Consider the following 19,584-nt stretch of genomic DNA (forward strand, 5'->3'; position numbering starts at 1 on the left):
CGCTTCCCGTCGCTGTCGACCTATGTTTGGTCACGAGGGCGGCCGTTCCGGATCAGTGCAGTCCGACCAAACTAAGACGGTCAACACGAACGGAAACCGCGCCCATCGCTTGGCCGGTAGCGCAACCCGGCACTTCATGGCGGGGAGCTAAAAGAGGCTCGCACGGTGGCTGGGGGGTGTTGAGCGCGAGCCTCAGTGCTGTGAACAAGATACAATGCACAGCGCGATACAATGCGCGACATTTGAAATCGTTCCATTATACGGAGGCCCGTCGCTCCTCGTAAGCGCCTGGGCCTCCACGCCGCAGCCTGTTTCAGGGGACATGCGGCGCTTCCTCATAATGGCAGGAAACCAAAAACAAAAGACCCGCGCAACGGGGGACGTTTGCGCGGGTCTTTAGGCCATAAGCTGGGGAAATGGCGCGGTCTAAACGCGCCGGCCGCCAGAATGTTCCCGGCCCACTCCTCAAAAGGAAAATCAATGCCAATCACCCAAATCTCCACACAGGGGAGGGCTTTCGTGCGCCTGCATGAGGGCAATCCGCTGACCGCCTATCTCGATCCTGTCGGGGTGCCGACTATTGGAACCGGCTTCACAATGCGGAGCGATTCAGTGCGTCGCGAGCTGGCCAAGATCGGCATCACCAAGCTCGTGCCTGGCAAGACCAAGATCACGGCCGCGCAGAGCGACGCCATCCTCGATGCCGTGCTTGCCGCTGAATACGTGCCCGCTGTTGTTGCCGGCTCTCCATCCGACCGCAAGCAGCACGAGATCGACGCGGCGGCCTCCGTGACGTTCAATCTTGGCGTTGGCGCCATGAAGTGGACGTGGGCCGACTACTGGCGCAAAGGCCAGATCAAGAAGGCCGCAGCTCATCTCGCATCCAACTACAATACGGCTAAAGGCAAGAAGCTGCCGGGTCTCGTGCGCCGCCGCAAGGAGGAGGCCCTGCTTTTTGAGAAGGGCATCTACACCGGCGTAGCTGGCGCGACGAAGGAAGCCACCACCGAGCCGCCTGAGCAGCCTGATCCAGTTGTGAAGGAAGCGCAGGAGCTGCTGACGGCGGCTGGCCTCAATCCCGGCGCTATCGACGGCTGGATGGGCGAGAAGACCAAGGCCGCAGTAATTGCTTACCAGAAGGCGCACCCACACCTCATCGCCGATGGCATCATTGGTCCTGCCACGCTCGCTCAGCTGCGGCGCGACGCCTCGGCCGCAAGGGAAGTCGTGACGAAGGGTGTCGGCTCAGCTGCAAGCTCAGGCTTACTCGCTTTCGTGGCTGGCCTTCCTTGGGGGTGGATCGTCGCCGGCGTCGCTGTCGCTGCTGTTGCGTATGTCGCCTATCGCAATCGCGATGTCATCGCTCGCCGCTGGAATAGCTGGCGCGGGAAGGAGGTGGTGGTTTGATCCTCTTGTGGGCAAAACTCAAAGGCTACCTAGCCGCAATCGGTACGGCGCTCGCGATCCTCGCGGGCGTCTTTTTGTATGGCCAGAGGGCAGGGCGCTCCGCGGCAAAAGACGAACAGGCCGCAGCAAATGCCAAGGCCACCAAGAAGGCCGGGGATGTCGAAAATGAAATCAGGAATTTGGATGACGCTGGCGTTGATGACGCTCTTGGCAAGTGGATGCGCGACAAGCGGTAGCTACTGCGATATCGCGCGCCCGGTGCGTCCTTCTGTCGATGACCAGATGACGCCAGAAACCAAGCGGCAAATCTTGGCTGAGAATGAGAAGCTGATGAAGCTGTGCGGGGTGAAACCGTGACCGGCGCCGAGATCATGGCGGTTGCGGGTTTCTTCGTGATGCTCTTCGGTTTCTTCTTCGGGCTGTGGAAGTACGTCGACGCGAAGATCAGTGCAGCAAAGACCGAAGCATCCGCAGCGGCGTCGGCGGCCTCGGCGATGGCATCTCTGGCGAGGGAAGAACTCGCGGCGCACCGGCTGCACGTGGCCGAAACGTATGTTTCCAAGTCCGGCCTTCGGGAGCAGACGGAGCAGATCATGGGCGCTATTGGCGCCGTGAAGGATGCCGTCGACAAGATGACTATGCGCGTCGATCGGATTGTCGAAAATCAGTCGAAGCCGCGGACGACGAGGTCTGGGTAAAAAGAAAAAGCCCGACACTAAGGCCGGGCTTTTCATGCTTGTAGCGAATGGCTATCAGAACTTTACGCCGAGGCCGACGCGGATAGCGTGCTGGTCGATATCAGAGTTGATGGTGCCGCCACCTGTGCCGGCGAAATCGAAGGTCTTGTCGCCGAAGTCGGTGTAGCGATATTCCACGCGGGCGAACACGTTGTCCGTGAAGGCATAATCCAGACCAACGCCGAGGGTGTAGCCGTTGAACGTTTCTTTCTCTTCACCGAAGCCTGCTACGTCAGCATAGCCGCGAGCATAAGCCCAGCCGGCAGTACCGTACACGAGAGCGCGGTCAAAGGCGTAGCCAACGCGGCCGCGAACCGAACCCTGCCAGTCGAAGCCGTAGTCGAGAGCGCCGCCGAACGCAGTGTTGTCTGCCCAGTTCTTGTCGAAATCAGCCTCGAGACCGACCACCCAGCTGTTGCCGAAATCATAGTTGTAACCAACGAAGCCGCCGAGGATTCCGCCGTCGAAATCCTCCGAGAAGCTACCTGCGGTGCCGCTAATTTCGATGTCCTGGTTGTTCCAGTTGTAGCCACCCTGAACACCAATGGTGAAACCAGTCCAGCTGAACACTGGCGCCACATCAGCAACAGGCGCTGCGGGTACTTCAGAAACCGCGTCAGCAGCCATAGCGGTGGACGCTGCCAAAACAAAAGCCAGGGTCGCGAATGTCTTTTTCATGGTCTGAACTCCTAAATTTGAGTATCAACTAAATAACAATTCTCTGAAAAATGCTGTAGCACATGGGCAACACTCGCAACCCAAGCGTATCTGGGGTGGGATGTTGCTCCTCAGGAGTGTCGAATTCACGCGGACGTGTATCAATTTTATCTGTAAGTTTGACGCTTCGGTGTTATTGCGCCCCATGAGCGAATTCAGAATAGAGCCAATCACGATCAATTGGGGTAATTTCGAAACCCTCGAAACTGCCACTGATCTCGCGCGGGTTCTTCTTCACAAATGGCCAGGTGGCACAGAAGCGCAGGCATACGTTACTGCGCTCATGGTCTGCTCAGCCGTTCTCGAAAATGGGTTGGATGACCGACCTGAGGATGCGCGTCTAGCTTTTGTCGAAGCCGTTCATGAGGCAGGGCTGTCGGTTTCTCCGGATGATGACGAGCTCGACTTGTGAAGGAAGGCTGGTTTATCGGGCCTCAGTCTCCCACCACTTTCAAGACCGGTGGCGCGCCTTCGGCTCTAAATGTCTTGATGTCCACCTGCGTCAACGGCCCGCGCGACGTCATCATCTGCAGAGTGGAGACTTCTACATCTAGGCCAGTCTTGTGTATTTCTTTTATGGCATCATTCATTTGGCGAAGCGCCATGCCCAGCCGCTGCTCCGCGTTCTTCTGTCTGGTGATGCGGGTTATCATCGGGGTGGCTCCTTGTGCGGATAATGCTCCCAGCAATGCCAGGATGACCTTTCGATTTTGTTTCGGCTAAAGCCAAACCCACCCCATTTACGACACCCCGGATGCTCACACCAGTGGTTCTCGTGGATGCCGTCGCCGGCCTTGTTGGTCTGGTCGCTCATGCTTACCTCGGCATCTTGGCTATGGTGATTTTCACATCACCCTTCACGCTGCATCGTTTGCATTTCAGTCGCTTGGCAATTTCGTCCACTGTAGTGTCCGTCTTCGCCGCGCGGTTCAGTTGCCAGTGCGGGATATTTGAAACGTGGCCGCAGTAGTTGCACTTGGCAACGACAATCTCCCAATTCCGAATTTCCTTCACTCTAACGGCCGGCGGCTTTGCTTGTTTCATCGCCTCGATCTGGCTGCCGGAGCGTGAGTGGTAGTGAAGCATGCAGCGACCGGAATAACCTTCCATTGGCCTAGCGCACTTGATGACTTCTTGGGAAATGCGCCGCAGCATCGTCGGCATCGACAGATCGCCAAACTCAATCATGAGCTCGCCAGAGCTGATGAATTTTAGCAGTTCGCATTCCTCACATATGACACCGACAGGCTCGCCGCCGTAGTCCGAAAGCAGATAAGCTCCTTCACCTGGCATTTCTGTCGGCGTCCGGTTTCCATCCCCTCGTGAAACCGGTTCCCATGGCGGCAGTCGCCAGCGCAAGCTGGAGCCGCAAATGTTGGATGTCTTCCATCAGCGTCTCGATCGCGGCCCGGCTGTCGCCGTCGTGCCATGCAATGATGTGGTCGACCGGATCGGCTTGGGGTTCTCTTGATTGTGGGCGCACGGGGCTATCCTCTTGTGGTGCTTACTAGTCTTTCAAGCTTCCAGCCGCACGACGGCGGACTGGCGAGGAACTTTGCTGCACGTTGGTCGAGCTTCGCCGTGGCAGCGATTTTTGCGTGGGCGACGGTGGGTGCTCGCACTGTTACGATCCAGCGCCCAGCCTGAAATCTGTACTGTTTCATCGTTTGTGTATGCATCTTGTGGGGCATGATGTTCTTATTATGTTCTCATGCGCGAAAGAGTCAATCTGGATTCTGTGGCAAGCGCAAATCTTGACAAATTTGTAAAAACAGTATAGCTTGATTATCGGCCTTACCAGCCTGCTTTACCAGAGCACCACCACATTGGCGCACGGTCGCCAGAAAGAGGGGATAATCATGCTCAGACGATTCCTGCGGCGTATTGTGTCGCCACGCGCATTCCTCGTTGCCTTATTCCTCGTCATCGCCGCAACCTCCGCGGCCGCATATGCGCTCCTTCCTCCGCCAGCGTCTGCCGCGACCGAAGCGGCCACCGTTAAGATCCAACTCGAAAACGGCCACGGTTCTGGCGTTCATATTGGAGATGGATTTATCGTCACTGCTGCGCACGTCGTCGGCGATGCGAAGGAAGTTCAGCTGAAAGCGAAGGCGGGCGCTCTTCGCAAGGCCGATGTCCTTTGGGTCAACAAAGCCAATGACATTGCACTGCTGCGCACGTCGTCGGACGGCCTCGGCGTCGCAAAACTGGCCTGCCACGCTGTGAAGACTGGCGATCCTATTGTCGCTTACGGCAATCCGTTGAAAATCGAATTCGTTGCTGCCTACGGGAAGATTGCCGGCGAACCTCGCGAAACAGGTCCCTGGAAATCGGTCTACGTGACCGACATCACGACTGTGATGGGGCAATCGGGTGGCGGAACCTTTGCGGAGAACGGCGACTTGATCGGCATTACCGTCGGCGTGATGGCCGCGCCGATTGGCTTCTCTGGTTCGCTGGTTGGCTATGGCTACGTCGTGCCTTCGACTGCGGTCTGTGAGTTGTTGGCGCGGAAGTAAAATCAATCAGGCCGCCCACCAAGCGGCCTCAACCACCACATCGAGGAGACTGCATGCCTCTACCCATCGAAGAACTACGCCGAAGAGCCGACGCCTACAAAGAGCACGGCACGTTGAAGAAAGCTGCTGCTGCCCTTGGGATCGGCAAGTCCGCGCTGCACGACAGCATCAAACGCGCCGCTGAGGCTGGCCTCCTCGGCACGGAGCCTGTTTTGCCCGGCTTCCGCATCAGCAAGATCAGCAACACACCAAGTGGCACGTTCATCCAGCAGACGCAGGAGCGCGGCGAGAAGTTTGCCGTACCCAATGGCCATGTTGTCAAAGGCGTGTCGGCGCTCGTCGATGGTGAAGGCCGTGTTATCCAGCAGTGGCAGAAGACGGCAGTCGGTGCAGAGGGCCAAATAGCGGCTTTCCAGGCGATGGTCGACGGCCTGAAGGAAGACCTGCCGCGGGTTACGATCATGCCAGCGCCGGCGCATGTCGAGGAAGACCTTCTGAACCAGTTCGTTGTCACCGACAGCCATTTCGGTATGCTGGCCCATCGCGAAGAAACAGGCGCCGACTATGACCTGAGGCTGGCCGAGCAATTGCTGCTGGATTGGTTTGCCGCCGCTGTGGCGGGTGCTCCGCAAGCGCACACAGCGGTTTTAGCGCAGCTCGGCGACCTGTTGCACCATGACGCCCTCGAAAGCGTGACGCCAGCGCACAAGCACGTCCTCGATGCCGATTCTCGCCTTCATAAAGTTGTTCGCGTCGTCATTCGCACACTGCGGCGTGTCGTCGACATGCTGCTTCAGAAGCACAAGCATGTCCATGTCGTCATGGCGTCGGGAAACCACGACCCAGCCTCATCGGTATGGGTGCGCGAACTGCTGGCGACGATTTATGAGAACGAGCCGCGCGTGACCGTCGATACCAGCCCGATGCTCTACTACGCATACAAGTGGGGAGACACGGCGCTGTTCTATCATCACGGTCATAAGCGCGGCGTGGCCCAGGTCGACGCAACGCTCGCAGGCATGTTCCGTGAGATGTTCGGTCAGTCGAAATATGCCTTCGCGCATGTCGGCCACCTGCACAGCGACGAGGGCCGCAAGTCGGCCCTGATGTATGTCGAGCGCCACGAAACGCTTGCAGCGCCTGACGCCTATGCTGCCGGTGGTGGCTGGCTGTCCGGGCGATCAGCCAAGGTCATCACATATTCGCGCCGCTACGGCGAGGTGGCGCGCTCCACGCTGCGTCCGGAGATGGTTGCGGGTCGGTATTCGGCTGCGAATGACAATGAGCCGGTGAGGGCGGTGGCGTGAGCGATTACGCTATTGAGTTGGTAGCAATCGAACTACACAAGCAGTCGCAGTCTGTGGAGCTAGGGCGCAGAAAAATAAAGTGGCTTCAACTTTCTGCCTGTCAAAGACAATGGTGGAGAGATGCGGCTAGACGCGTCGCCTCGGAGCAGTAGGCAGTTCAGGAATAACCATGACGCCGCTGGCGACCAACCGGCGGCAAACACCACTACAAGAGGAGATTGAACATGATACCTGACGCAAAAACGGACAGAGAATACCAATCCTACGAAGGCGAGCGCCAGACAAGGAGCCTGGCCAACGACAACAAACCCCACAACCACGCCGCAGCCATTAACCTATTTGCAGCCGACTGCCACGCAGCGAGCCGCAGGGCAGGATGGTACACGGACCTCGCCACTGGCAAGGCGCTGGACCGCAACGTGCCCGAAATGCTTTGCCTGATACACAGCGAGATCAGCGAAGCGATGGAAGGCTATCGCAAGTCCAAGCCAGGCAAGGCGCTGATGGACGACAAGCTGCCGCACCGCCCTATGGCTGAGGTCGAGCTTGCCGACGCCATGATCCGCATCGGTGATCTGGCAGCGTTCCTTGGCTATGACCTCGGTGGCGCGATCGTGGAGAAGATGGCATTCAACGCCAACCGTCCCGACCATAAGATCGAGAACCGGCTTAAGGCTGGTGGGAAGGCGTTTTGATGAGCATTGAGCAAATTGCGAGAGATCAATACCGCGAAGGAATGAGTTCTGGGGCGTTGGCTCGGCATGTGGCCGGAATACTACCTGCGGATAGCCTTGTCCGTTGGATGCTGGAGGACATGCTCGGCGCATCTAACTTTGCAAGCTATGACCGGCATATGATCTTTTTGGATTTTGAGAAGGTCAGCTCAAATGACGCTCTGTCGTCAAAGATGAGAAGCTTCCATCGCGTCAATAGGCGCAAAGTCGACTCTGCGCCAGTAAGGGAGGCCGTGTGATGGAGCTTCACCAACTCATGGAATACAGCCCGATTGAAACCACCACCTTCGGCCCGCTCGACAAATACGTGGCCGCGAATGACAACGTGCTAGGCGCAAAATCTGTCGCACTAAACCACCTTGTCGCATCCTGTCCTGTGTCCCAGGACAACGGACAATACATCGGCCTGACCCGCAACAGGCCGGCCGAACCACCCCGCACCGGCGACTTTATGCAAACATATACCGGCCGCCAATACTGGCCGATGGACCCGCGCCCGCACGAAGTGTACATCGAGGACATTGCGCATTCGCTCAGCCTGCAATGCCGATATGCAGGTCACGTGAAAAAATTCTACTGCCCAACACCGGACCAACGGGTACTGACTGACGATCTGCGGTGGGTTCCAGCTGGTGACCTAAAGGTTGGCGACGGACTATTGGCTTTTGACGAAGAGCCTAGTCGCGTGGGAGGCTTCGGCAAGAACAGGCGTCGTCTAAAGCCAGCGAGCGTTACGATCGCGCAAGCAGAGAAGCGTCGCACCATTCGTTTAGTTATGAGCGATGGTTCGGACGTAGTCTCATCAGATGAGCATCCTTGGCTGGTAGCGACTAAAGTCTCTGGCAATCAAAAGTGGCTCACTGCTGGCGCAATCGCGGACGACTTAAGGCTTGGCCGAAAGAGGCACATGCATAAGTTCTTCGAACCTTGGGCTGCGCGCAGTGGGCGGGAAGCTGGCTGGCTAGCCGGCATATATGACGGTGAGGGATATCTTTCTATCAAGAATAGACGAGGAACGCAGCTTGGCGTCGCACAGAAGCCAGGAGTTGTACTCTCCGAGATTGAGCGGCTACTCAAGAACTTCGGTTACAGCAACTACCGATATGCGCAGACGGGCAATGCAGGTTCTGGCGTGATTAGCCTCCAGAGCCAGGGTGGATTTGCCACAATTGCGCACCTTCTGGGCAGCCTGCAGCCTATACGGCTAGTATCGAAGTTTGTGAATTCTCTTCGCTCTGGGGAATTTGACAAGCAGCTTCAAAGCGACGGCGTCCCTCTTGAAATTGTTGCCGCATATGACGAAGGCGAGCAGTGGGTTGCCGGACTTGAAACAAGCTCGCACACCTATTTCTGCGAGGGATTCGGCGCGCACAATTGCGTCGCCGAGCACTCCGTCCTCATCGCTCGCTATCTCGCGGCCAAGCACGCGCCTGAGGTTGCCTTGGCTGGCCTTCTGCACGATGCACCGGAGGCGTACTGCGTGGATATTCCGAGACCGCTCAAGCCCTACCTGACGAACTACCGGGCGATCGAGCAGGACAACTGGCTGGCTATCGCTGCACGGTTTGATTTGCCGAAGGAGTTGCCGAGGGCGGTGCATGACGCAGACAACCGCATCATCGCCGACGAGCTTGTTAACCTGCGCGATATGCCATGGCACGCAAAGCACGACAGGCCGCTTGGCGTGAAGCTGCGGTACTGGTCGCCGGAGGAAGCTGAGCTCGAATTCCTGGCGACCTTTGATGCGTTGATGGCGGGGAGGGCAGCTTGAGCGAAGACACAAAGGTTGCGGCTTTCTGGCTGTCCTATATCGCTGTCGCTTTGGTTGCGCTCGGATACTTCGTCGGCACTTTCGCTGCCAAGGGACCGATTGCGGTCATTTTTGGAATGGGCGTTGCGGCCCTCTGGCCCGCCTCTGGTCTCATCTGGTTGGGGGTGTGGCTGTCATGACCCCTGATAACGACAATCACGTCAGCAGATGGGGCGGCATCCCTCAGGCAAAGCTCACCGAGTTCAATCGTAGAGCTATTGGCCTTTTGTGCTCAGGTTTCGGGCTTGGTCCCTGGAACATTCCGGTCAATTGGGATCGCGTCGAGTGGGGTAGCGAGCGCTACACTAAGTTCGTCACCTCGGCGCACGGGCTGGCGACATGGGACTTCAATCGCCTAACGCGACTGGTGATTGGTGCGCATGATGAATGCATACGTGTCGAGATTTCGCCGTGTGCATTTCGATACCTGAAGATTGAGATGTGGCCGCGAGAAGGACGAGAGGGCTGCATGACGCGCCGCCACCCGACAATCGAGCAGGCTATTGAAAGCTACCGGAGGGCAGCATGAACGGATGGACATTCGCAACGGTGTTTTTGTTGCTTTGGGTGGGCACTGTTGATCCGATTAGATCGCAGGTCAGCTGCTACGTCGGTGTGCAGCAAGCCTGCCTTCACTTAGAGAAGGACTATCGATGACCATCAAACCCGGCGACGAAGTCATCTGCATCGATGACACCACCCTTCCAGAGCAATACCTCGGCATTCGTGCCGGGGAGATTTACACGGCAACGTGGGTAGGCATGTGCCGTACGTATCTCGGCGGTGACTACGCTGGCATCAGGCTGGCGGGCGTGAGCCGGGGAGTGTGCCCGCAGTTTGGTGATGAGGATCCACCATTTGCGCTGCATCGGTTCAGGCCGGTGGTGAAGCCGAAGGTGGAGAGCAAGAAGAAGATTGAGGAGACGGTATGAGCGAGATGATTGAACGTGTGGCGCGGGCTATTGCAAAGGCCGACTCCACGGTCAAAGGGCAGTTTGATGATACGGAGATGGGAGACATCTTCTGGGATGAGTGGAAACATCTCTACATCCCTATGGCCCGCGCCGCCCTCGAAGCCATGCGCGAGCCCACCAAGGCGCAGCTTGAGGCCGCTGAAGACATAGTTGTGGGTTATGACGACTTCGCCACCGGAGACGGCAACATCTATCTCGGCATCCCAGGCTACCCGCAGAAGGCCCGCGACGTTTGGACTGCCCTTGTCGACGCAGCATTGAAGGAGAAGGCATGAAGCCCTACCGCGTTCGAGTGCGAAAGCTTTGTTTCGGCCATTATGCAATCGAGCAGCGCTCCTGGCCTTGGAGCCTTTGGCGTGAATGCCACGACTGGCGAGACAGGACCGCAGATCAAGCAGAGGCAATCCGCAGGGCCGCGTATTTGCTCAGCGGTGGGGAATTCATTCCTCACCGCGATATAGCTGCACGATTGAGGGCGACGGCATGACGGAGCGGATAGCTGCCGCAGCAATCCAGTTTGGCGCAACTATCTCGCTGCCGCCACCAGCCCGGCACCACACCATCATCCAGACGATGGACGCTCAGATGAGCATCGATGGCGCTGTGGCGACGCCGCAGGCGCAAGGTTTCATTACCGACAAGGGCCGCTTCGTGAACCGCGTCGAGGCCTACTATCTCGCTCATGCCGCAGGGCAGATCATATCGGCCACCAATGGGCCTCAGCTTTATTCGGAGGATTTATGGTAGACGCAATCACATCCAAAGATACCGGTTGCCTAACAGCCGTTCCTGCCAATGATAACGTGCCTGCAGAGCTGCGCTCACTCGGCGCGGCGATTGGTAAGGCCATCACAGCCATCCTCCCGCCAGTCATCGCGCTCACCGGTCTTGCTGGCAGCGGCAAGAGCACGGCCAGCAAGTACCTGGTCGAAAATCACGGCTATCAGCTGGTGAAGTTCGCAGGGCCGTTGAAAGATATGTGTCGCGCCGTGGGTATGACGGAGGATGAGATAGAGGGCAGCTACAAGGAGGTTCCTCTGTCCTATCTATGCGGCAAGTCGCCGCGCCAATTCATGCAGCTACTCGGAACACAGTTCGGTAGAGACTGCATTGGCAAGAATTTCTGGACGGGCCTCTGGATTCGTGCAGTCGGTAGTATTCTGGCCGCAGGCGGCCGCGTGGTCGTCGATGACTGCCGATTCCCGAATGAAGCGGACGAGGTTCGCAAGCTCGGCGGCGTGGTCTGGCGGCTTGTCGGCCGTGGCGGCATTGCCGGCGCGCACGAAAGCGAGGCGGGGTGTGGGGAGCCTGATCTCGAGATCAGCAATATCCGCGCAATCGCGGACTTGCATCGCCAGCTAGATGCGTTCGTACATTGGCATTTGGAGGATGCAGCATGAGCGCGCTCGATGACTTTATAAAGACATTTCCCGAAGACATACAGGAGTTAGCCTGGGCGGAGGTCAACGGCTCTCATGGCTATCTCGATTCGACGGAGGGTGCGGTGGCCATAGCACGAGCCATCCTCGCCGAGCGCGAACGCTGCGCTGATGTGGCCCGCCGCTATTTGGAGGACATTGCCGGCTGCAACATGAATGAAGATGAGCCAGACAAGATCGCGGCTGCCATCATGGATCCGAAATGGGAACCGCCTCCGCTGTAACACAAAAACCCCGCCACTAATCACGGCGGGGTTTTTCAATGCACTGCATAGGTTGCACCACAGGAACGCCCGCAGAACGAATTCTGCAAACTGCGCCAGAAAACTGCAAACTGGTGATTCAGGAAATGCCGCTAAGCGCTTGAAAATATTGGCGACCCCTGCAGGACTCGAACCTGCGACCTACTGCTTAGAAGGCAGTTGCTCTATCCAGTTGAGCTAAGGGGCCGTCATGCCGGGCAATCGATGCTCCGGCAAAAACTTTGGTCGTCGTGTTTCAGTGCGTCCAGGGCTGGGTGCGGTTGAAACGGAAATTGTCGGTGTAGGAAACCACCTTGCGAGTCGCCTCTTTCGGCTGGATCACGCGATATTCGATGCCCTTGCGCTGGGCATAGGCTTCGGCCTGTTCCTGTGTCTCGAATGTCAGCTTGACCTGCTGTTTCATGTCGGAACTGGAGGTGTAGCCCATGATCGGATCGATCTTGCGCGGAACCTCGGCGTCGAATTCCAGAACCCAGACATTGGTCTTCGCCTTGCCGGATTGCATGGCGGTTTTTGCAGGGCGGTAAATCTTCGCAGACATGTCGAAACTGCTCCGGTTGGACAGCGGGGTGAAACCCCGGATTATTCATCACGTACCTGAATAGAATAACCAAATCGTGTCAGGAACGTTGAATTTGAAATGGACCGAGTTCAAGTGAGAGTCAAGACGATTATCCCCTTGCTGTCGGTTCATGCGCTGCCCGTTCGACCTTACGTTTAGCTCAACAGTGTCGTGGCTGAACAAAGATGAATTTCCCTGTTGCGGACTGCGTATGAACCGTGTATTCCCCAGCCATCGCCTCGGCGGAGTGTAGCGCAGTCTGGTAGCGCATCTGGTTTGGGACCAGAGGGTCGGGAGTTCGAATCTCTCCACTCCGACCATTTTAAGGCAAAGCATCAGCTTTCCGGCGTAACCTCCTCGCATAAATCGTCATTATTCCGCTGGCGGGCCGGCCAAAGTGCTTTCCGCCGTACCGATTGTTATGACATTGCCGCGCCATGCCACTGCGCTGCCAATCCAGCTTCTCGTCCAGATGACGGGCATGATGATGTCCCGTGCGATCATGGCCGGCAGGGTATGGAGCGATATTGGCCACCCGTTGAGGGCGGTCAGGGCCAATTCGGGGCCGTATATGAGGACGAGGACGGCGAGGGCGGTCGCTAAGAGGTTCACATCCATCATGGCCGCCGCGGTGAGTGCGAACAGAAGCGGGGGAAGTGCGCCCGTCAGGATTTCCGGCGCGAAATATTGCGGGAAGGTCACGCGCCTGAGCCGCGCCCAGCGGGCCTGGCGTGACCAGATCTCGCCGGCGTGACGCTGGCCGAGCGGTTGCTCGAAAGGGGCGGAGACAAGATGCACCCTGCGGCCAGCGTTTCGCACCAGCTTCGTCGAGGCGGCGTCTTCGGCGATTTCGGCGGCGAGGGCGCGGATACCCCCATGGTCTTCGAGGAACGGTTTGTTCCACAACATGGATTTGCCCTGCGCGAAACCCATTCCGATGGCTTCTGCCGCATATTGCCAGCGGCCCTGCGCGCCGTTGAGGAAGGCGCATTCCACATGCGCCCAGAAACCCGTCGGCCGCGAGCCCAGCGGCGGGGAGCACACGAGGCCGCTGTCTTTCCGCCAGGCCGACATCATGCGCGTCACGTAGGATTTCGGCATCAATACGTTCGAATCGGCGAGGATGACCCATTCATGCCGGGCGGCCAGCCAGCCCTTGACGCAATTGTTCAGTTTTGGATTGGCACTGATCCGGTCGTCGCCGATGAGCAATTGCGCTGAAACGGAAGGAAAGGCGCTCTGGGCTTTGCGTACTTGCGCAATGACGGGGTCGAATTCATCTGCAACACAGAAAAGCAGTTCGTAATCCGGCCAATCGAGCTCGAAGGCGCGTGACAGCGTAAGAGGGGTGAAACTTTCCACACCGCGCAGTGGCACAACGATCGAGACAGGCGGTTTTTGCCGCGCAAGGGAATTTTCCGGGTCGCGCCGCTTTAGCCGCCACCCGGCAAGGCAGATACCGAGAAGGTTGAAAGCGACGAGCAGAATTGCGCAAAGGGCAAAGACGGTTTCCATGCTGGCCAGGTCCACTCCCGAGCTTCCGGCGGTTTGTCCGCCCGGTGATTCCACGGAATTTGTCTCTGCCGATTATAACGTTTGCGTGACAGTTACATGTCACCGGCGGCAGGCGGGAGTTTTCCACGCGCGACCTCGTGCCTGAAACAGTGAACGCCAAAAGAAAAGCCCTTCGCGGAGAAGGGCCAGTCATCAACGCGGATAATGAACGTCAGTGCATGTTGAGAATATGAGCGTGACTGCTTGCGATGAGAAACGACTCCCGCGCTTTTTCGATGTCGCATCGTCCTGCGATGGCATCGAGGCAGTTTCTGCGTGCTTCTTCATATTCCGGGCCGTGTTCTTCCGGCCAGCGGTACATCAGCATGTCCAGCGCTACCAGCGGGCTGTAGATTTCCACTGCTGCGGACAAGGGCAGGTGGATCGCCACCGGCTTCATCCACGAGGCGTGGTGACACGGCTCCGTTCTGTTGATCAGCATGTCATTTTCCTCCTGTTTCACGCGCCTTCATGGCGGATTTCACTCCCTTTTCACTCCCATGCGCGAAATGCCCGCCTCACGAAATGGTTCCCGATCACCTAAAATGTGATCGATTGGGGGGTTCCAATTTTTCAAGATGAATGGAAGATGAACAAATAGATGAACCGGAGATGAACAAAACCGCCACCAAGGCGTTGTAATGTCCATAAGAAGGAGAACACATATGTTCAATCTGTCAGGTATTCAGGAAAGCTTCTTTGGTGACCGCATGGCAGGCGTATGCCAGGCCATTACCTCGGCACTGGCCTTCGAATCAGGTCTCGAAAAGTCGCGCATTTCCGCCACTGTCGAAAATGACGTGATCTATCTGGAAGGCACGGCTGATTCGGTCGAGGCGATCGACATCGCCATCAACCTTGCCGCTTCCATTTCCAACTGCAGGATTCTGAGTCATATAGAGCCGGTCTACTGAACATTGCGCCAGCCGGGCGAAACATCGTCCGGCTCATTCAGACGCAATAACGCGGCAACGTCACTTCCGGTTGCCAATTTGCGCGCTGCGCACAATATCGCCAGGCTTGATGCCGTAACGTTTCGCAGCGCCGCCATTCAGTTCTAGCACGAATTTCACTGGCCCGCGGGAGCTGATGATGGCTTCCGAATGTGGAACCGCGTTCTCGTGGATGTGGGTGATGCGGCCGTCACGGCCAATGAAAAGCATGTCGAGCGGAATAAGCGTGTTCCGCATCCACATGGCGACATCACGCGGTTCACCGAAATTGAACAACATGCCGTTTTCCGGTGGCATGCTCTTGCGGAACATCAGGCCCTGTTCGCGCTGGGCATTGTTCAGCGCCAGTTCCACAGTGAAATCGTGGCTTTTTCCCCCGGCCGTTTCAATCTGCAGCGGTTCGGAGGTGAATGTCTGCTGTTGCTGCGCCTGGGCGGCGCTGGCCAGCGTGAAAAAAAGAAGCGCCATAACGGCGCTCTTCACCATATCGGGCAGGGCGGACATCAATGCGACATCCCGATCGAAACCGGGTTGTCCGGATGGATTTCCGCGGCCATCAGGCCTTTGTCGCCATCGCCATAACGCACCAGCACAACCTGCCCGGGGCGAAGTTCGGTCAGGCCGAAACGGCGCAGTGTCTCCATATGCACGAAAATGTCTTCCGTTCCTTCGCCACGCGTCAGGAAACCGAAACCCTTGGTGCGGTTGAACCACTTGACGATGGCGCGCTCCAGTCCGCTGGACGGCGTCACCTGCACATGGGTGCGCACCGGCGGCAGCTGCGAGGGGTGGACGGCGGTGGACTGATCCATGGAGAGAATGCGAAATGCCTGAAAGCCACGGTCGCGCCGCTGGATAAGGGCGACAATGCGCGTGCCTTCAAGGATCGTCTGGTAACCGTCGCGACGCAGGCAGGAAACATGCAGCAGCACATCCTGTGTGCCGTTGTCGGGCACGATGAAGCCGAAACCCTTGGCGACATCGAACCACTTCACGACGCCGGTGATCTCGGTCAGGTCCACGGCATCGCCCGAAAGGTCCTCGACATCGACTATCGTTTTCGATGACATCCTATCAGCCATATCCTGCCAACCCCTCGATTACGCGCCATACACCGGTCAACTGATTCCTGTGCGCCAGATTAACATCTTGGTAACGGTTTCACGCAAGCCCTAGTTTTTGATTTACGCAGCTGCTTTTATGTCGCCGTCCTTGTCCGGGGCTTGCGATCATGCGTTTAACGGCTTCGGACCCGTGTAATGGAGAGGAATAAAATGCGGTATCTGCACACGATGGTTCGCGTCAAAGACCTTGGCGAATCACTTAAATTCTATGTCGACCTGCTCGGCCTTACCGAAATACGCCGAATCGAGAACGAAAAAGGCCGCTTCACTCTCGTGTTTCTTGCAGCTCGCGACGACGTTGCTGCGGCGAAGGAAAACAAGGCGCCGTGCCTCGAACTCACCTATAACTGGGATAGCGAAGATTATACCGGCGGCCGCAATTTCGGTCACCTCGCTTATGAGGTCGATAATATCTACGACTTCTGCGCGCATCTGCAGCAGAACGGCATCATCATCAACCGGCCACCGCGAGACGGGCATATGGCCTTCGTACGTTCACCGGATGGTATTTCTTTCGAAATTTTGCAGAAAGGCGAAAGCCTCGCACCAGCCGAACCGTGGATATCTATGCAGAATACCGGTTCCTGGTAGGGATTTTCCGGTGAGCAGCAGCGTTTTCGGGCGCTCTTGCCTTGTCCTGAGGGGATGAGGCATAGTCCGCGAATCGAAACGGCCAGTCCCGTTTTGGGGGAAGCACACGATTCCGTTCCCGTGCTGCTGTTGGAAATAAAAGATACGGAGGCCACCCATGAAAACTGTCGAGGGCGCAAAGGGACGCGTTTCTTGTCGGCGTCTCGTCATCGCGGTTTCGTTGCTGGGGCTTTCCGGATGCGTTTCGGCGGTGACTGACGAGGAGATGGCCGCCACTGCCAAAAAGCCGGAAGTTGCCGGACAGCAGAAGCAGCAGATGGCCGCAACTGCTGCACCCGCGGCCGGTGCGCAGCAGGGGCATTATGTGGATCCCGCCGTGGCGTCAGCGGCTGGCGCGACCACGGCTCCGGCGCAGCATCAGGCAGCGGGCGGCCCGGCACAGGGTTACGGCGCTGCCGCCGATATCGCCGGACTGACGACGCAGCCAACGGGAATTTCCGCTGGAACATCAAGCATCTATTCTACCGCATCCGCAGTGCCTTCCCCGGCCGCCACGGCGCCCGGCGCGGCCGGGGCGGGCGTGTCTTCCCAGAAAATCACACCTGCGCTCAGCAGCGTTTACTCCGCCCCTGTGCAGGCGGCGCAACCGCAGCCGGTATCCGCGCCTGTTGCTGTGCCGTCAGCCGCGCAGGTACCGGAGCAGCACAGCGAGAACCGCCAGCCCGCTGCCGTGCCGGTGCCACAAACCGCATCGGAACAGCTTGCTTCGGTGCAGCCCGCGACCAGTGCCGCCATGGGCGACGAGAAGCAGGAAGGCGAAGGCAAGGGCGTCACGCTTGCAGCATTTTTCGCCGGTGCAGCCAAGAAGCGCCTGCCGAAAATGATCGAAAGCGGTTCGGCAGGTGGCACGCAGGTGGCCGCACTTCCGGGAGCGGCGGACAAGACGATGGGTATTGCGCTCTCCGGTCGCTCGATGATGTCCGACGAATTCGACGACGCTCATCTCGATGAAGAGGACGATGAACCCACCGGGCTGATGAAGCTTGCCTCGCTCTCCGGCCTGACCCGCGTCGCGCCGAACGGGCTTTTCCTGCAGACAGATCGCGTTGAAGTCGGTTGTTTCAAGCCGGAGCTCATCAGCATGATCAAGGATGTGGAGCGACATTATAACAGCCCGGCCATTGTCACCTCGGGCTACCGTCCGCCAAAGGGAATAAGGCAGGGTTCAAAACACTATACCTGCGATGCGGCCGACATACAGATCAAGGGTGTCTCCAAGTGGGAGCTTGCAACCTATCTGCGTTCCCTGCCCAACCGCGGGGGTGTCGGCACCTATTGCCATACCGAATCTGTCCATATGGACACCGGTGAACCGAGAGACTGGAACTGGCGCTGCCGCCGTACCGCCGCGCGGAAGTGATTGCGACCATTCCTTGCCGGCTTACAGCCACGGCACTCCTGACGATGGACAGTGGAGCGTGACCGTGGACGCAACGTTCCCATTGTTGTAGGACGCGGCGGTTCATTGTTTCCCGCTTATGGTGCCTTGCGAAATGCAGCCTGTGTCCAATTTGCCCGTCTACATTTACCCGACTGAGGCGGCTGCCAGCTTATCTTCCAGCTTCTATGACAATATAGCACGTTACATCTACGCGTACCGCTAGGCGTCCGTGTTGGCGACGCTTTTATTTCCTGTATTGATGTTGGAAACGCTTTGAACACCCGAGGGGATCATTGCCTGCCGGTTGGGTAAGTCCATGGAAATAAATACGAAAAATATTGTGATGTGGTGAGAGCGCAGGGATTCGAACCCTGGACCTACTGATTAAAAGTCAGTTGCTCTACCGGCTGAGCTACGCTCTCCCGTGGCGGGCTTGGCTGCCCTTCGGAAGTGCGCGGAACATATGTAGAGCGATCCGTTCGGTCAACCCAAAAAAAGCGCTTTCGGCGATCAATCCGGTTTTTTTTGTCGCACCCCCGAAAAGGTGATTGGAGAGAGGGGGCGGTCGGGGATAAAACCGGCGTCAAGTGTGTCTGCCTGGCGGCTGAAATCGTTTTGCGGCAATGACATGCGTGAAAATGAAGCGCGAAGCGGTGGCGGCTCTCAAGAATCGCGGCGGCTTTGCGGGATGCGGAGTTTCTGTTGTCGATTGCCGATATTTCCCTGTTCAGCGCGCTTTTGGCTGGCGCTCTTTCGTTTCTGTCGCCCTGCGTTCTGCCGCTGGTGCCGCCTTATCTCTGTTATATGGCGGGTGTGTCGGTCGAGCAGTTCAGGACGGAAGACGCGGCACCACGGCCGGAGATTCGCAGGGCCGTTCTGTTTTCGGCCGTCTTTTTCACACTCGGTTTTGCCACCGTCTTCGTGGCGCTGGGCGCGGGCGCCTCGACGATAGGCACGCTTCTGCGCCAGAATCTCGACATTCTCGCCAAGATCGGCGGTTTCATCATCATCCTGATGGGCCTGAATTTCCTGGGCGTGTTCCGTATCGGCCTGTTTTCGCGCGAGGCCCGGTTTCAGGGCGCGGGCAAGCCGGCGACGCTGTCCGGAGCCTATATCATGGGACTCGCCTTCGCCTTTGGCTGGACGCCCTGCATCGGCCCGGTTCTTGGCGCGATTCTCGGCGTTGCTGCTTCACGCGACACGGTCGGCGACGGCGCAATGTTGCTTGCGGTTTATTCTCTTGGCCTTGCGGTACCGTTCTGGATCGCGGCGGCGTTTTCCGGCTCCTTCATGCGTTTCCTCGTCCGCTTCCGTCGCCATCTCGGCCTCGTGGAAAAGCTGCTCGGCGTGTTGCTGGTGCTCACCGGCCTCGCTTTCATATCCGGTTTTATCACCAATGTGGCGATCTGGTTCCAGGAGACCTTTCCGATCCTGATGCAAATCGGCTAAGCC

Annotated in this window: 29 protein-coding genes and 3 tRNA genes; 21 read left to right on the forward strand and 11 right to left on the reverse strand. The window is 57.8% G+C overall.

All coding sequences use genetic code 11. The features are described from left to right. The first annotated feature begins 480 nt into the window (after positions 1-480). The 3 genes from FHW77_RS08060 (at position 481) to FHW77_RS08070 (ending at position 2,105) form a co-directional block, all read left to right on the forward strand. On the forward strand, positions 481-1,407 hold the full coding sequence (locus FHW77_RS08060; RefSeq protein WP_182590419.1) for a glycoside hydrolase family protein: 927 nt from the start codon (positions 481-483) through the stop codon (positions 1,405-1,407). Further along, a complete protein-coding gene (locus FHW77_RS08065) occupies positions 1,404-1,643 on the forward strand; it encodes a hypothetical protein (RefSeq protein WP_182590420.1) in 240 nt (79 codons plus the stop codon). Before FHW77_RS08060 ends, FHW77_RS08065 begins: the two co-directional genes overlap by 4 nt. Positions 1,644-1,760: 117 nt before the next feature. Continuing rightward, complete coding sequence (locus tag FHW77_RS08070) at positions 1,761-2,105, forward strand: hypothetical protein (protein WP_112766706.1); 345 nt, start codon at positions 1,761-1,763, stop codon at positions 2,103-2,105. 54 nt (positions 2,106-2,159) lie between these two features. Here the strand turns inward: FHW77_RS08070 and FHW77_RS08075 are convergent, their stop codons facing one another. Further along, on the reverse strand, positions 2,160-2,822 hold the full coding sequence (locus FHW77_RS08075) for an outer membrane protein (RefSeq protein WP_182590421.1): 663 nt from the start codon (positions 2,820-2,822) through the stop codon (positions 2,160-2,162). 184 nt (positions 2,823-3,006) lie between these two features. Between FHW77_RS08075 and FHW77_RS08080 the strand changes: the two genes are divergently transcribed. Continuing rightward, positions 3,007-3,273 carry a DUF982 domain-containing protein gene (locus tag FHW77_RS08080; protein ID WP_182590422.1) on the forward strand — a complete coding sequence of 89 codons (267 nt, stop codon included), beginning with the start codon at positions 3,007-3,009 and terminating at the stop codon, positions 3,271-3,273. A gap of 22 nt (positions 3,274-3,295) precedes the next feature. On the opposite strand, the gene FHW77_RS08085 is transcribed toward FHW77_RS08080, so the two are convergent. The 3 genes from FHW77_RS08085 to FHW77_RS08095 form a co-directional block, all read right to left on the reverse strand. Then, complete coding sequence (locus FHW77_RS08085) at positions 3,296-3,514, reverse strand: hypothetical protein (RefSeq protein WP_182590423.1); 219 nt, start codon at positions 3,512-3,514, stop codon at positions 3,296-3,298. Positions 3,515-3,677: 163 nt separating this feature from the next. Next, positions 3,678-4,154, reverse strand: coding sequence for a hypothetical protein (locus FHW77_RS08090; RefSeq protein WP_182590424.1), 477 nt, complete (start codon positions 4,152-4,154; stop codon positions 3,678-3,680). Beyond that, the gene (locus FHW77_RS08095; RefSeq protein WP_006697485.1) at positions 4,144-4,344 is read right to left on the reverse strand and encodes a hypothetical protein; all 201 of its coding nucleotides are present in this window, start codon (positions 4,342-4,344) and stop codon (positions 4,144-4,146) included. The genes FHW77_RS08090 and FHW77_RS08095 overlap by 11 nt, the downstream gene beginning before the upstream one ends. 298 nt (positions 4,345-4,642) lie before the next feature. On the opposite strand from FHW77_RS08095, the gene FHW77_RS08100 reads away from it, so the two are divergent. From FHW77_RS08100 to FHW77_RS08155, 12 genes are all read left to right on the forward strand, one after another. Further along, positions 4,643-5,380: a S1C family serine protease gene (locus FHW77_RS08100; protein ID WP_286086099.1), complete on the forward strand. Its 738-nt coding sequence runs from the start codon at positions 4,643-4,645 to the stop codon at positions 5,378-5,380. Positions 5,381-5,433: 53 nt separating this feature from the next. Then, complete coding sequence (locus FHW77_RS08105; RefSeq protein ID WP_182590425.1) at positions 5,434-6,687, forward strand: oxidoreductase; 1,254 nt, start codon at positions 5,434-5,436, stop codon at positions 6,685-6,687. 224 nt (positions 6,688-6,911) lie between these two features. Next, positions 6,912-7,382: a nucleoside triphosphate pyrophosphohydrolase family protein gene (locus FHW77_RS08110; RefSeq protein ID WP_286086100.1), complete on the forward strand. Its 471-nt coding sequence runs from the start codon at positions 6,912-6,914 to the stop codon at positions 7,380-7,382. Further along, a complete protein-coding gene (locus tag FHW77_RS08115; RefSeq protein WP_112637131.1) occupies positions 7,382-7,660 on the forward strand; it encodes a hypothetical protein in 279 nt (92 codons plus the stop codon). The genes FHW77_RS08110 and FHW77_RS08115 overlap by 1 nt, the downstream gene beginning before the upstream one ends. Next, positions 7,660-9,192: an LAGLIDADG family homing endonuclease gene (locus tag FHW77_RS26955; RefSeq protein WP_182590426.1), complete on the forward strand. Its 1,533-nt coding sequence runs from the start codon at positions 7,660-7,662 to the stop codon at positions 9,190-9,192. The genes FHW77_RS08115 and FHW77_RS26955 overlap by 1 nt, the downstream gene beginning before the upstream one ends. Beyond that, positions 9,189-9,371, forward strand: coding sequence for a hypothetical protein (locus FHW77_RS08125; protein WP_182590427.1), 183 nt, complete (start codon positions 9,189-9,191; stop codon positions 9,369-9,371). The genes FHW77_RS26955 and FHW77_RS08125 overlap by 4 nt, the downstream gene beginning before the upstream one ends. Then, positions 9,368-9,760 carry a hypothetical protein gene (locus FHW77_RS08130; protein ID WP_113394562.1) on the forward strand — a complete coding sequence of 131 codons (393 nt, stop codon included), beginning with the start codon at positions 9,368-9,370 and terminating at the stop codon, positions 9,758-9,760. The genes FHW77_RS08125 and FHW77_RS08130 overlap by 4 nt, the downstream gene beginning before the upstream one ends. A 124-nt stretch (positions 9,761-9,884) precedes the next feature. After that, a complete protein-coding gene (locus FHW77_RS08135) occupies positions 9,885-10,163 on the forward strand; it encodes a hypothetical protein (protein ID WP_182590428.1) in 279 nt (92 codons plus the stop codon). Then, positions 10,160-10,480 carry a hypothetical protein gene (locus FHW77_RS08140; RefSeq protein ID WP_182590429.1) on the forward strand — a complete coding sequence of 107 codons (321 nt, stop codon included), beginning with the start codon at positions 10,160-10,162 and terminating at the stop codon, positions 10,478-10,480. The genes FHW77_RS08135 and FHW77_RS08140 overlap by 4 nt, the downstream gene beginning before the upstream one ends. Positions 10,481-10,688: 208 nt before the next feature. Continuing rightward, positions 10,689-10,952 carry a Y16D family protein gene (locus tag FHW77_RS08145; protein WP_182590430.1) on the forward strand — a complete coding sequence of 88 codons (264 nt, stop codon included), beginning with the start codon at positions 10,689-10,691 and terminating at the stop codon, positions 10,950-10,952. After that, entirely contained in the window at positions 10,946-11,605 is a 660-nt protein-coding gene (locus FHW77_RS08150) for an AAA family ATPase (RefSeq protein WP_182590431.1), read from the forward strand. Before FHW77_RS08145 ends, FHW77_RS08150 begins: the two co-directional genes overlap by 7 nt. After that, positions 11,602-11,868, forward strand: a complete 267-nt coding sequence (locus FHW77_RS08155; RefSeq protein ID WP_182590432.1) for a hypothetical protein — start codon at positions 11,602-11,604, stop codon at positions 11,866-11,868. Before FHW77_RS08150 ends, FHW77_RS08155 begins: the two co-directional genes overlap by 4 nt. Positions 11,869-12,017: 149 nt before the next feature. Here FHW77_RS08155 and FHW77_RS08160 read toward each other — a convergent pair. After that, positions 12,018-12,094 (reverse strand) — tRNA-Arg (locus FHW77_RS08160). Between the two features lie 48 nt (positions 12,095-12,142). Next, complete coding sequence (locus tag FHW77_RS08165) at positions 12,143-12,448, reverse strand: ETC complex I subunit (protein WP_004442361.1); 306 nt, start codon at positions 12,446-12,448, stop codon at positions 12,143-12,145. 264 nt (positions 12,449-12,712) lie between these two features. Here FHW77_RS08165 and FHW77_RS08170 point away from each other — a divergent pair. After that, positions 12,713-12,789 (forward strand) — tRNA-Pro (locus FHW77_RS08170). A gap of 52 nt (positions 12,790-12,841) precedes the next feature. On the opposite strand, the gene FHW77_RS08175 is transcribed toward FHW77_RS08170, so the two are convergent. Together FHW77_RS08175 and FHW77_RS08180 are read right to left on the reverse strand one after the other, a co-directional pair. After that, positions 12,842-13,984 (reverse strand): ceramide glucosyltransferase, encoded by a 1,143-nt coding sequence (locus FHW77_RS08175; protein WP_182590442.1) that lies wholly within the window; start codon positions 13,982-13,984, stop codon positions 12,842-12,844. A 211-nt stretch (positions 13,985-14,195) separates the two neighbouring features. Then, complete coding sequence (locus tag FHW77_RS08180; protein WP_004442357.1) at positions 14,196-14,465, reverse strand: DUF982 domain-containing protein; 270 nt, start codon at positions 14,463-14,465, stop codon at positions 14,196-14,198. 223 nt (positions 14,466-14,688) lie between these two features. On the opposite strand from FHW77_RS08180, the gene FHW77_RS08185 reads away from it, so the two are divergent. Next, complete coding sequence (locus FHW77_RS08185) at positions 14,689-14,937, forward strand: BON domain-containing protein (RefSeq protein ID WP_003522642.1); 249 nt, start codon at positions 14,689-14,691, stop codon at positions 14,935-14,937. A gap of 60 nt (positions 14,938-14,997) precedes the next feature. Here FHW77_RS08185 and FHW77_RS08190 read toward each other — a convergent pair whose 3' ends face one another. Continuing rightward, positions 14,998-15,480 carry a DUF192 domain-containing protein gene (locus tag FHW77_RS08190; RefSeq protein ID WP_004442355.1) on the reverse strand — a complete coding sequence of 161 codons (483 nt, stop codon included), beginning with the start codon at positions 15,478-15,480 and terminating at the stop codon, positions 14,998-15,000. Continuing rightward, positions 15,480-16,058, reverse strand: coding sequence for a cold-shock protein (locus tag FHW77_RS08195; protein WP_004442353.1), 579 nt, complete (start codon positions 16,056-16,058; stop codon positions 15,480-15,482). Before FHW77_RS08195 ends, FHW77_RS08190 begins: the two co-directional genes overlap by 1 nt. Positions 16,059-16,250: 192 nt before the next feature. On the opposite strand from FHW77_RS08195, the gene FHW77_RS08200 reads away from it, so the two are divergent. Beyond that, positions 16,251-16,691, forward strand: coding sequence for a VOC family protein (locus FHW77_RS08200; protein ID WP_004442352.1), 441 nt, complete (start codon positions 16,251-16,253; stop codon positions 16,689-16,691). Positions 16,692-16,848: 157 nt separating this feature from the next. Continuing rightward, the gene (locus FHW77_RS08205; RefSeq protein WP_004442350.1) at positions 16,849-18,111 is read left to right on the forward strand and encodes a D-Ala-D-Ala carboxypeptidase family metallohydrolase; all 1,263 of its coding nucleotides are present in this window, start codon (positions 16,849-16,851) and stop codon (positions 18,109-18,111) included. A 367-nt stretch (positions 18,112-18,478) separates the two neighbouring features. Here FHW77_RS08205 and FHW77_RS08210 read toward each other — a convergent pair. After that, positions 18,479-18,554, reverse strand: a tRNA-Lys gene (locus tag FHW77_RS08210). A gap of 280 nt (positions 18,555-18,834) precedes the next feature. Here FHW77_RS08210 and FHW77_RS08215 point away from each other — a divergent pair. After that, positions 18,835-19,581 carry a cytochrome c biogenesis CcdA family protein gene (locus FHW77_RS08215; protein ID WP_004442349.1) on the forward strand — a complete coding sequence of 249 codons (747 nt, stop codon included), beginning with the start codon at positions 18,835-18,837 and terminating at the stop codon, positions 19,579-19,581. The last annotated feature ends 3 nt before the right edge of the window (positions 19,582-19,584 follow it).

Source organism: Agrobacterium sp. RC10-4-1, assembly GCF_014138475.1.
GTDB lineage: Bacteria > Pseudomonadota > Alphaproteobacteria > Rhizobiales > Rhizobiaceae > Agrobacterium > Agrobacterium pusense.

Bases quoted from the DNA above. Each gene is read 5' to 3' on its own strand.
- FHW77_RS08060 (WP_182590419.1), top strand. From the start codon at position 481: ATGCCAATCACCCAAATCTCCACACAGGGGAGGGCTTTCGTGCGCCTG.
- FHW77_RS08075 (WP_182590421.1), bottom strand. From the start codon at position 2,822: ATGAAAAAGACATTCGCGACCCTGGCTTTTGTTTTGGCAGCGTCCACC.
- FHW77_RS08080 (WP_182590422.1), top strand. From the start codon at position 3,007: ATGAGCGAATTCAGAATAGAGCCAATCACGATCAATTGGGGTAATTTC.
- FHW77_RS08085 (WP_182590423.1), bottom strand. From the start codon at position 3,514: ATGATAACCCGCATCACCAGACAGAAGAACGCGGAGCAGCGGCTGGGC.
- FHW77_RS08090 (WP_182590424.1), bottom strand. From the start codon at position 4,154: ATGCCAGGTGAAGGAGCTTATCTGCTTTCGGACTACGGCGGCGAGCCT.
- FHW77_RS08105 (WP_182590425.1), top strand. From the start codon at position 5,434: ATGCCTCTACCCATCGAAGAACTACGCCGAAGAGCCGACGCCTACAAA.
- FHW77_RS08110 (WP_286086100.1), top strand. From the start codon at position 6,912: ATGATACCTGACGCAAAAACGGACAGAGAATACCAATCCTACGAAGGC.
- FHW77_RS08115 (WP_112637131.1), top strand. From the start codon at position 7,382: ATGAGCATTGAGCAAATTGCGAGAGATCAATACCGCGAAGGAATGAGT.
- FHW77_RS26955 (WP_182590426.1), top strand. From the start codon at position 7,660: ATGGAGCTTCACCAACTCATGGAATACAGCCCGATTGAAACCACCACC.
- FHW77_RS08130 (WP_113394562.1), top strand. From the start codon at position 9,368: ATGACCCCTGATAACGACAATCACGTCAGCAGATGGGGCGGCATCCCT.
- FHW77_RS08135 (WP_182590428.1), top strand. From the start codon at position 9,885: ATGACCATCAAACCCGGCGACGAAGTCATCTGCATCGATGACACCACC.
- FHW77_RS08140 (WP_182590429.1), top strand. From the start codon at position 10,160: ATGAGCGAGATGATTGAACGTGTGGCGCGGGCTATTGCAAAGGCCGAC.
- FHW77_RS08145 (WP_182590430.1), top strand. From the start codon at position 10,689: ATGACGGAGCGGATAGCTGCCGCAGCAATCCAGTTTGGCGCAACTATC.
- FHW77_RS08150 (WP_182590431.1), top strand. From the start codon at position 10,946: ATGGTAGACGCAATCACATCCAAAGATACCGGTTGCCTAACAGCCGTT.
- FHW77_RS08155 (WP_182590432.1), top strand. From the start codon at position 11,602: ATGAGCGCGCTCGATGACTTTATAAAGACATTTCCCGAAGACATACAG.
- FHW77_RS08165 (WP_004442361.1), bottom strand. From the start codon at position 12,448: ATGTCTGCGAAGATTTACCGCCCTGCAAAAACCGCCATGCAATCCGGC.
- FHW77_RS08175 (WP_182590442.1), bottom strand. From the start codon at position 13,984: ATGGAAACCGTCTTTGCCCTTTGCGCAATTCTGCTCGTCGCTTTCAAC.
- FHW77_RS08180 (WP_004442357.1), bottom strand. From the start codon at position 14,465: ATGCTGATCAACAGAACGGAGCCGTGTCACCACGCCTCGTGGATGAAG.
- FHW77_RS08185 (WP_003522642.1), top strand. From the start codon at position 14,689: ATGTTCAATCTGTCAGGTATTCAGGAAAGCTTCTTTGGTGACCGCATG.
- FHW77_RS08190 (WP_004442355.1), bottom strand. From the start codon at position 15,480: ATGTCCGCCCTGCCCGATATGGTGAAGAGCGCCGTTATGGCGCTTCTT.
- FHW77_RS08195 (WP_004442353.1), bottom strand. From the start codon at position 16,058: ATGGCTGATAGGATGTCATCGAAAACGATAGTCGATGTCGAGGACCTT.
- FHW77_RS08200 (WP_004442352.1), top strand. From the start codon at position 16,251: ATGCGGTATCTGCACACGATGGTTCGCGTCAAAGACCTTGGCGAATCA.
- FHW77_RS08205 (WP_004442350.1), top strand. From the start codon at position 16,849: ATGAAAACTGTCGAGGGCGCAAAGGGACGCGTTTCTTGTCGGCGTCTC.